The sequence below is a fragment of the Streptomyces sp. PA03-5A genome, from assembly GCF_033792725.1.
In the GTDB taxonomy this organism is placed as follows: Bacteria; Actinomycetota; Actinomycetes; order Streptomycetales; family Streptomycetaceae; genus Actinacidiphila.
The window spans coordinates 1-1,332 of the sequence record NZ_JARAVL010000085.1 but is presented as its reverse complement, the minus strand read 5'-3'; the positions used below and the strand labels follow the sequence as shown (position 1 = coordinate 1,332).

Here is a 1,332-nt window from a genome sequence, read left to right as displayed (position 1 = left end):
TCACGGGTGCATGAGGACCTTGATGGCACCGTCGGCCTTCTTCTGGAACATGTCGTAGGCCTGCGGGGCCTCCTCCAGCGAGACGTGGTGTGTGGCGAAGCCGTCCACGCCGAGCGGGTCCTCGTCGGTCAGGAGCGGGAGGATCTCGTCGCTCCAGCGCCGGACGTTCGCCTGGCCCATGCGCAACTGGATCTGCTTGTCGAACAGGGTCAGCATCGGCAGCGGGTCGGTCATGCCGCCGTACACGCCGCTCACCGAGATCGTGCCGCCGCGGCGGACCAGTTCGATGGCCAGGTGCAGGGCCCCGAGGCGGTCGACGCCGACGTTTTGCATGAGCTTGGCCGCCCAGGCGCGGGGCAGCAGACCGGCGGACTGCTGGACCAGCTTCCCGAGGGTGCTGCCGTGGGCCTCGGTACCCACCGCGTCGATCACGGCGTCCGGGCCGCGGCCGTCGGTGGCGTTCCGTACGGCCTTCACGAGATCGTCCTGGTCCTCGTACTCGTCGAGGCTGAAGACCTGGGCGCCGTCACGGCGCGCCCTGGTCAGCCGTTCCGGTACGTGGTCGACCCCGATGACCTTGCCCGCGCCCAGGTGGCGGGCGACGCGGCAGCACATGTCGCCGATCGGCCCCAGTCCCAGGACGACCACGCTGCCGCCCTGGGGGACGTCGGCGTACTTCACCGCCTGCCAGGCCGTGGGCAGGACGTCGGAGAGGTAGACGTACCGGTCGTCGGGCGGCCCGTCCGGAACCTTGATCGGGCCGAACTGCGCCTGCGGCACCCGTAGGTACTCCGCTTGGGCCCCGGGGACACGCCCGTAGAGCTTGGTGTAGCCGAAGAGCTCCGCCCCGCAGCCGTACTCGGTGACCTGGGTCGTCTCGCACTGCGTCGGCAGCCCCTCGCGGCACATGTAGCAGGTGCCGCAGGCGATCTGGAACGGCACCACGACGCGGTCGCCGGGCGCCAGGTTGTCCACCTCGGAGCCGGTCTCCTCGACGATGCCCATGGGTTCGTGCCCCAGGATGTCGCCGGGCGTCATGAACGGGGCGAGGACCTCGTACAGGTGCAGGTCCGATCCGCACAGGCCGGTGGACGTCATGCGCACCACCGCGTCGGTCGGCTCTTCGATCCGGGGGTCGGGCACGGTCTCGACCCGTACGTCGTGCTTGCCGTGCCACACGGTCGCCCGCATGATCGATCACTTCCTCGCGGTTGTCCCTCACGGCAGGACCATCGGGTACCCGAGGACACGCCGGTGAACCGCCCGTCCGCATGCTCATCTGGCCGGTCAGTGCCGGGGGCGTTAGAGACCGTACGGTCCGGGAACGCGTGA

The 1,332-nt window shown here is 69.9% G+C and carries 1 protein-coding gene; it reads right to left on the bottom strand.

Features of this window, described 5'->3' with window-relative positions; all coding sequences use genetic code 11:
* Complete coding sequence (locus PV410_RS44575; protein WP_500332390.1) at positions 1-1,191, bottom strand: zinc-dependent alcohol dehydrogenase; 1,191 nt, start codon at positions 1,189-1,191, stop codon at positions 1-3.
* Between the last annotated feature and the right edge of the window lie 141 nt (positions 1,192-1,332).

Coding starts and splice junctions, on each gene's coding strand:
- PV410_RS44575 (WP_500332390.1), bottom strand. CDS start 1,191: ATGCGGGCGACCGTGTGGCACGGCAAGCACGACGTACGGGTCGAGACC.